Here is a 7307-nt window from a genome sequence, read left to right on the forward strand (position 1 = left end):
CTAAAATCTAAAATCTAAAATCTAAAATCTAAAATCTAAAATCTAAAATCTAAAATCTAAAATCTAAAATCTAAAATAAAATGTCCCTCCCTCGCCCTGGAACTCATAAAAATTGGATTTCTGGCGCGCTTTTCCAAATAGGTTAAGATCGCTGCAAACCGATGTTTATTCGCCAAAGGGTGAGAGAGGGTGCGATCGGAGGACAAGTTTTAAATTAAATCAAACCCGCCCAGCTTGTCCGACTTCAATGAAGCAGTTTAGCCTTTCCAGTCTTTCTCAGATTGCGAGAGCACGTAGGTTGCTACATCCTCGATTTGTTCGGGCTTCAAGCGGCCGGCGAAAGCAGGCATAGCATTTTTGCCCTTAGTTACCTGAGTGGTAATAGCTTCCAGAGAATTCATGCCGTACTTCTCAAGAGCTTCCTTTTTCAAGGTTTTCATAGCCATAACCACGTTGCCGCCACCGATGTGACAAGCAGCACAGTTGGAGCTAAAGATTTTAGCTCCGTTAGCGGCATCTCCTGCCAAAGCAGGGCGGCCAAAGCCGACGGTAAAAATTGCGATCGCTAACAGGGCGATCGATAAGAGTCTTTTCAACGCAGTTCTCCTCTAATGGACACGCAAAGGGTGATTCTTTAGATATTTTACCTGTTAAAACAGGCGCGATCGCGCAGTCGTATCGCCTTCTTCCGAGTAATTTACCACTTTTTGGCAGTGGCAATTCAACTCTCAAAATTCTCCACGCCCCAGCCCGGAGCTTTCTGAGCAGCCCGGATCACAAAAGCAGCTAAATTTTCAATCTCAGCCTGTGGCATCCAGCTTTCCGGCACTTGGCGGCACCAAAAAGTCTCCTCAGTACCGTCATAAGTCATCGGTTCTCTCAGATACCCCACCAGACTATTGATGTTGTTGCGGGGAGGCGTTGCCCCCTTGAGATCAGACAAAGACAGAGATATCGTCGGATCAGGCAAATTAGCTCCTCCGACGTGACAATTCAAGCAATTTTGCTCGAACAATACCTTGCCCGCAGACAAATCCTGAGCCGAAAACAAGCGAGTATGTCCCTCAGAGTCCAACTCCAGAGCCACAGGTTCGCTGGCTTGTAAATACCTATTCACGTAAGAATCGGCAGCAGCCAAAACAGGTTGAGGAGCCAACAGCACGGGCAAAATAATTAACATCCCCAACAGAAAGCAGACAAAAGCACCACGACGCAGCATGAGGGACTACAACCTTTTGCGATAATCAATGAGCCGGAGGTAAATTTTAGATTTCAGATTTTAGAGCGAAAAACCACCAGCCAGCAATTATTGCCGAACTTCAGCCCTCTCCCAATCCAAAATCCAAAATCTAAAATCTAAAATCTAAAATCGATTAGCGAGCGCCTTTGCCACCAGCCCACTGCTTGGAGACAATTTTTGGCTGCAACAGAATGTGACCGGCAATCGCGTACAAATCGTCATCCGAGAGATTTCTCATCTCAGCGAAAATATCCGCGCTCTTCATGCTCGGATGCAGTTCCGAAATTTCCTCAAACCCGTCATAAGTGGTGGGATTTTTCATAAAGTCCACCAGCGACTCAATATTATTCCGGGGCGGGTTGGCCAAAGCCAGAGTTTCCGGGCTCAAATTCACGTTCGGGTCAGTTTTGGTCATGCCCGCAGCGTGACATTGAGCGCAAGCCGAATTGAACAGGCGTTTGCCTTGCTCAACTTGTTTGAGGCTCAGCACCACTGGAGTACCCTTGTCATTCAAAGGCAGAGTGCGAAGTTCAGGACTCAGTTCGATAGCCATCGCACTGCTGACAAATAACTGAAATGTCAAGAATACAGCGGTCAGAGCAATGAAATATCTTTTAAGCATGGTTCTCCTTAAAAAAATCCGGCAAATTATTGAACGCTAAGAGATCATACCTGGCAAACAGATTTGTGTTCAAAATTCCCTCTTTCTACAACAACTGGCGAAAGTTTGTGCAGCCATACCTTTAAAGGTAGAGGAATTTTGCGATCTAATCTGCAAGAAGTTTTGAGTCGCGCCTTTTTTCGAGAGTGGACATAATTGCCTTAACATCCTCCAAAGCCAAACGGGTTTGAGGGTGCTTGTAGGCAATTTCCAACTCATCGCACAAGCGGATAACTTCTTCAACAGGGACGTTGAAGTCCTCTGCTATTTCTGCGATGGACAGGTCTGCAAAACCCATAATTTTTAGGTCGCTGACAGGTCAAAATTGAGTTGACGGCTATTAACTGAAAGCCGGACAATTTTAGAAAGCGCTGTTAGCTTGTTCTGTTAGTTTGTTCTGAGATTTTGTTTGATCTATCGCAAGCTAACTAACCGCTAACTGCGACTAGGCATTTTTGCCCAGCCTAACTTCAGGGCCAATCAACTTCCGATCAATATCATCCCACTGCTGCGTCGTTATTACCAATAGCACTTGCGCGCGCGGGGCTCAAAAGCCGGTGTCTGCGTGAACGTCTCGTTACCAAACTAAATATTTTTGGTAGAACCCGGCTTTTTCGCAATTCCTCAGCAATTTCCCTCTGTGCCGGGACTCACCAACAGACAATCATCCGGCGCAGCAGCTTAGGGAGAAAGCTTGAAAGCGTGAGTCTGCGGGGGCAAAGCGTGGTTATCGCTGGCTTCTAGGGCGGGGAATTCCGAGCCTGCCAAGAAAGGCTGGGGCTGGTGGAGGCTGATGAGCTGACCGAGAGTTTTCTTTAATTGAGTCCGGGGTACAATCAAGTCTACAAAACCGTGGGCGAAGGAGTATTCGGAAGTTTGATAATTTTCCGGCAGCTTTTCCCGCAGAGTTTGTTCGATTACCCTGCCGCCCGTAAAGGCCACAGTAGCTTTTGGCTCTGCAATTATAATGTCTCCCAGCATGGCAAAACTGGCGGTGACGCCGCCGGTGGTCGGGTGGGTCAAAATCGGGATGTAAAGCAGTCTCGCTTCCCGGTGGCGTTCCAGAGCCCCGGAAATTTTAGCCATTTGCATCAAGCTGAGCATTCCTTCTTGCATTCTTGCGCCACCGGAAGCGCAGACAATGATCACGGACAAGCGTTCCCGCGTGGCGTGTTCGATGAGGCGAGTTAGCTTTTCTCCGACAACTGAGCCCATGCTGCCGCCGATGAACTGAAATTCCATGACTCCGAGGGCGACTGGCAAATTTTCGAGTTTGCCGATGCCTGTTTCTACGGCGTCTAGGTGGCCTGTTTTTTCTTGAAATTCTCGGAGTCGATCGCTATATTTTTTGCGGTCGCGAAATTTCAGGGGATCTGTGGCGTGCAGTCCTTCGTTAATGGGTACCCAGGTATTGGGATCGATCAACTGTTCGATGCGATCGTCACTGTAAACTCTGATATGATGCCCGCATTCCAAGCAAACCATTTGATTTGCTCGCAGGTCTTTGGTATAACTCAGGGCATCGCAAGCTTCGCATTTATTCCAAAGCCCGTCCGCAATTTCTCGTTCCGGCCGTTCTTGGGAGTTCGGTACTGATTTTCGTCGATTTGCAAACCAATCAAATAGAGACATTAAAACTTGGTAATTGTTAACTGTTAACTGTTGACTGTTGACTGTTGACTGTTGACTGTTGTTATTTGTGAGTTGTTAGCTGCTACCAATAACTAATAACTAATAACCCATAACAACTGACAATAAAGAACAGACTTGACTACTGAGTATTGTCCTCTTCAATGGGACTGATGAGGAGCGATGCTGTTCGCTGGTGTTCTGGAAGAACTTGCAGGGCTGTAGCACTTCCAGCACCCAAATAAGATGCTATGCCCAAGTCTACAATCCGGGCTGGGATTTCATGAGCTGCTAGGAGCTGCTGCATTAATTCCGCTTCCCAACGAAAGCTAGTGGTTTTAAGTGTAATCCAAGACACGGAACAATTTTACCAATTTTTGAGACAATATTATGTTCGATCGCGCCTGACTACCGGCAGATCAGAAACTAAAATTCGGGAAAAACAACTGCAAGTAAGTAGATAAGATCGCTTCGCCCCACAGAGCAGTAATTGCTGTACCGAGAGCCAGAAACGGGCCGAAAGGCATGGGTTGACGCCGATCGAGTAACCCGATAGCGATCGCCCCGCCACCAGCAAAAGCCCCGGCTATACAGGCAATAAATCCCGCTAGCAGCAAGTATTTCCAGCCCAGCCAAGCTCCCATCAAGGCGGCTAATTTGGTATCTCCAGCCCCCATAGCATTCTGCCCCAGCCCGATCGTCCCGGCGAGTCCGATCGCATCAAACAGCCACAACCCGACAACTGCTCCCGCGATCCCGTCGAGTACCAGATAGTGTACCGAGTCGATCAAACTAAATGTCGGCCACCAACCTTTCGCCACCTGGAAAACCAATCCGAGCACCAAACCCGATCGAGTTAAAGAATTAGGCAAAGTCATTGTATCGCAATCAATCAAAGACAAAGCCAACAGCCAGCTAAACAAAGTCCAAAAACCAAGAGTTTGCACTGTTACGCCAAACCGCCAAAAGATTAGCAAAAACAGCAAACCCGTAGCTGCTTCCACCAGTGGATAACGGGCCGAAATCCGACTCCGGCAGTGATTGCAGCGTCCCCGCAGCCACAGCCAACCGAAAACGGGTATATTTTCGTAAGTTCTGAGTTGATTTAAACATTTGGGACAGCGAGAAGGAGGGTTGATCACAGACAAACCCGCAGGCAACCGATAAACTACCACATTTAGAAAGCTGCCAATAGCCGCTCCGACAATAAAGACGATCGCCATGACAAGGCAATTAAAGATAATTTCCATTAAGTTGACTGTTCACTGTTGACTGTTCACTGTTGACTGGGGTTATGTATCACTTGTTACTTCTCAATAGTTAGTTGTCAGTTGTTAGAGCCTGTACGGTCAATTACCCATCATAAAAGGTATTAATAGTCAAGAAGGCAAGTTTTCATAAAATCCTGAAAACATGGCTCTTCACTAGAAACCTATTTTAGTGCGAGAGTTCGAGCGGACATAATATTAGTGACTAATTATCAATTCCCAATGCCCAATGCTCAATTATCAATTACCAATTACCACCAATGACCAATTAGCAATTAATACATTTGAGATTCAATTTCCTCAAAAGTAACAAAACGTTCACCGGGCAATAAAATCGGCTGCGAAGCAAAAATTATCTGGCCTCGATCGCTTCCTTGACTGACAACTACACCCGCCGGACGCTGCATCTGATCGGAATGCACTTTCAGATACATACCATAGGCAGAGCGAGCAGCTCGGATCAAATCGGGAGCTAGCAAGCTGTGACTTTCGGAAGTTTCTATAGTGGGTTCTGGGTTTGGCTGATATGGAGTCACTGGAAACTTATCATAATGGTATAGGTCGAGTTACTGGTGTGGGCTCTCGATCGATAGAACTTACCCTATTTTTTAAGAATAAACTTAGGTGGAAATTATTAATAGATTAACCTACAATCCTCCCTTGGCTGCGATCGAACTGCGACTGCGATCGCTCCTTTCGGCTCAACTGTACGCTGCTGCGTGGGTAGATCCTTCCCCGGCAACGCTCATGGGGGTTTTCGAGCACCTGCGAACTCTGCGCTACATCCTCCACGACTACGTACCGAGGCTCGTGTCCGAATCTCCGCCCAATCCGGGCGAGGTGCGCTACCAGTGGCAAACAGGCACCTTGCTGTTCACGGATTTGGCAGGGTTTACCTCGCTGTTGGAAGCGAATGCGACCCAGGGGCGCAAGGGAGCTGAAAGCCTGCTGGGCGTGATTAACGACTATTTTGCCTCGATGATTGAAATTGTCAGCAAATCGGGCGGGGATTTGCTGGAGTTTACCGGAGATGCGATGCTGGTGCAGTTTCTGTCAGGAGTTTACCAAGAGGATACAGCCAGGGCGGTGCGGGCGGGTTTGCGGATGCAGCGGGCGATGGCTGAATTTGCCAATATTGAAACGGCGCGGGGTGTTTTGTCTTTGAGGATGCGGGTGGGCATCCACTGCGGCCGCTATATTAGTGCTGACATCGGTACCCCGCTGCGGATGGCTCACGTACTGCTGGGGCATTCAGTGCAGCAAGCCAAGCAAGCTGAGGGTTCTGGAACTGTGGGGCGGGTGTGTGTGACGGAAACTGCTAGAGAGTCTTTGGGAGAGCAATTTCGTTTTGAACCCGGGAAACCGGGTTATTTTTTGGTGGCGGACGATTTCACGGACGATCGACTCGGAGAGTATGATATCACTTTGACTGGGCGGCGGATGCCGAGTTCGGTCTTGCTCGATCGCAGCGTGGCAGGCTTGGTAAAAGAAATCGGGGAAGCTGTGAATCGGCTTGAACCCCTTGCTAGTTATATTCCCAAAACTATCCTGAGACTGCTGGTGGAAAATGCAGACAGGCGGAAAATTCCGCCGGATTTTCCTGAACCGACGGTGATGTTTGTCAACTTGATTGGTTTACCGGAGTCTGTGGACAAAGCTTCGCTGGAGGAAGAAGTCAATCTGATAGTGGCTTTTTCTCGGGTGTTTGCGTCAATTGATGCTGTAGTCTCAGCTAAAGGGGGCGTGTTGCAAAAAGTAACGGCGCACTTAGACGGTTCGGATATGCTGATTTATTTTGGCGTACCTGACGCTCACACAGATGATGCCAGCCGCGCGGCTAGTGCGGCGATTGCAATCCGAGATCTGATTGTAGGTTGGCCTCTGGTAATTATCGCGGGTGAAGAAGTAAAAGTAAGCTGTCAAATTGGGCTGTCGCGGGGGCCGGTGTTTGCTGCTGAGGTTGGGGAACCGCGAGGGCGTAGGGAGTTTAATATCCTCGGCGATACGGTGAATACGGCGGCTCGGTTGATGAGCAAGGCGGGGGAAAACCAAATTTTGATTGCTGAAAGGGTGTATGAGTCGATCGAGCTAAACTTCATTTGCGAGGCTTTGGGATCTGTTGCTCTGAAGGGGAAATCTGCTCAAACTCCGATTTTTGCTTTGCAAGGTGCAAAAGGGGAGAAGGGGAAAGCGGGCGTTTAAATAACTTTGCTGGGTAATAGTTGTAGAGGTTTTATGGTTCACAAAGGCAAGTACAGTACAACCGCTTTCCACTGTGACTACTAAATGTTATTTTTATAATTTTTTAGGATACATCACAAGAAAAACCGCCACTTCGTCAGATAAGTTCCGGTTGCATCGGAATGATTTAACCACAGAGAACGCAGAGAACACAGAGGGAGATCAGAGAGATATGAATAATTCGGATGAAGGCATTGGTGACAAGTTAAGACTGTAAGTCTTTTGTCAAGAGGCTTTTAGAGAATTGTTGAAAAAAAACTGGTCAGAC

9 protein-coding genes are annotated in these 7307 nt (G+C 47.7%); 1 reads left to right on the forward strand and 8 read right to left on the reverse strand.

The features are described from left to right. Positions 1-257: 257 nt before the first annotated feature. The 8 genes from petJ to QUA03_RS27920 form a co-directional block, all read right to left on the reverse strand. On the reverse strand, positions 258-596 hold the full coding sequence (gene petJ, locus QUA03_RS27885) for a cytochrome c6 PetJ (protein ID WP_333216837.1): 339 nt from the start codon (positions 594-596) through the stop codon (positions 258-260). 125 nt (positions 597-721) lie between these two features. Then, positions 722-1219 carry a photosystem II cytochrome PsbV2 gene (gene psbV2 / locus QUA03_RS27890; protein WP_333216839.1) on the reverse strand — a complete coding sequence of 166 codons (498 nt, stop codon included), beginning with the start codon at positions 1217-1219 and terminating at the stop codon, positions 722-724. Between the two features lie 154 nt (positions 1220-1373). Continuing rightward, complete coding sequence (psbV, locus tag QUA03_RS27895; RefSeq protein ID WP_190663569.1) at positions 1374-1862, reverse strand: photosystem II cytochrome c-550; 489 nt, start codon at positions 1860-1862, stop codon at positions 1374-1376. Positions 1863-2007: 145 nt separating this feature from the next. Beyond that, positions 2008-2199, reverse strand: a complete 192-nt coding sequence (locus QUA03_RS27900) for a translation initiation factor IF-2 (RefSeq protein ID WP_333058460.1) — start codon at positions 2197-2199, stop codon at positions 2008-2010. Positions 2200-2582: 383 nt separating this feature from the next. Then, entirely contained in the window at positions 2583-3533 is a 951-nt protein-coding gene (gene accD / locus QUA03_RS27905; RefSeq protein WP_333216841.1) for an acetyl-CoA carboxylase, carboxyltransferase subunit beta, read from the reverse strand. A gap of 139 nt (positions 3534-3672) precedes the next feature. Continuing rightward, positions 3673-3888: a hypothetical protein gene (locus QUA03_RS27910; RefSeq protein WP_333216843.1), complete on the reverse strand. Its 216-nt coding sequence runs from the start codon at positions 3886-3888 to the stop codon at positions 3673-3675. A gap of 61 nt (positions 3889-3949) precedes the next feature. Continuing rightward, complete coding sequence (locus QUA03_RS27915) at positions 3950-4780, reverse strand: prepilin peptidase (protein ID WP_333216845.1); 831 nt, start codon at positions 4778-4780, stop codon at positions 3950-3952. Between the two features lie 293 nt (positions 4781-5073). Beyond that, positions 5074-5334, reverse strand: a complete 261-nt coding sequence (locus tag QUA03_RS27920; RefSeq protein WP_333216847.1) for a hypothetical protein — start codon at positions 5332-5334, stop codon at positions 5074-5076. 88 nt (positions 5335-5422) lie between these two features. Between QUA03_RS27920 and QUA03_RS27925 the strand changes: the two genes are divergently transcribed. Continuing rightward, positions 5423-7000, forward strand: a complete 1578-nt coding sequence (locus QUA03_RS27925) for an adenylate/guanylate cyclase domain-containing protein (RefSeq protein WP_333216849.1) — start codon at positions 5423-5425, stop codon at positions 6998-7000. Positions 7001-7307 lie beyond the last annotated feature (307 nt).

Origin of the sequence: Microcoleus sp. S36b_A4, assembly GCF_036700645.1 — a bacterium.
GTDB lineage: Bacteria > Cyanobacteriota > Cyanobacteriia > Cyanobacteriales > Microcoleaceae > Microcoleus.

What these genes read in the sequence shown, in the direction of transcription:
- psbV2 (WP_333216839.1), bottom strand. Translation starts at nt 1,219, where the DNA reads ATGCTGCGTCGTGGTGCTTTTGTCTGCTTTCTGTTGGGGATGTTAATT.
- psbV (WP_190663569.1), bottom strand. Translation starts at nt 1,862, where the DNA reads ATGCTTAAAAGATATTTCATTGCTCTGACCGCTGTATTCTTGACATTT.
- QUA03_RS27900 (WP_333058460.1), bottom strand. Translation starts at nt 2,199, where the DNA reads ATGGGTTTTGCAGACCTGTCCATCGCAGAAATAGCAGAGGACTTCAAC.
- accD (WP_333216841.1), bottom strand. Translation starts at nt 3,533, where the DNA reads ATGTCTCTATTTGATTGGTTTGCAAATCGACGAAAATCAGTACCGAAC.
- QUA03_RS27915 (WP_333216845.1), bottom strand. Translation starts at nt 4,780, where the DNA reads ATGGAAATTATCTTTAATTGCCTTGTCATGGCGATCGTCTTTATTGTC.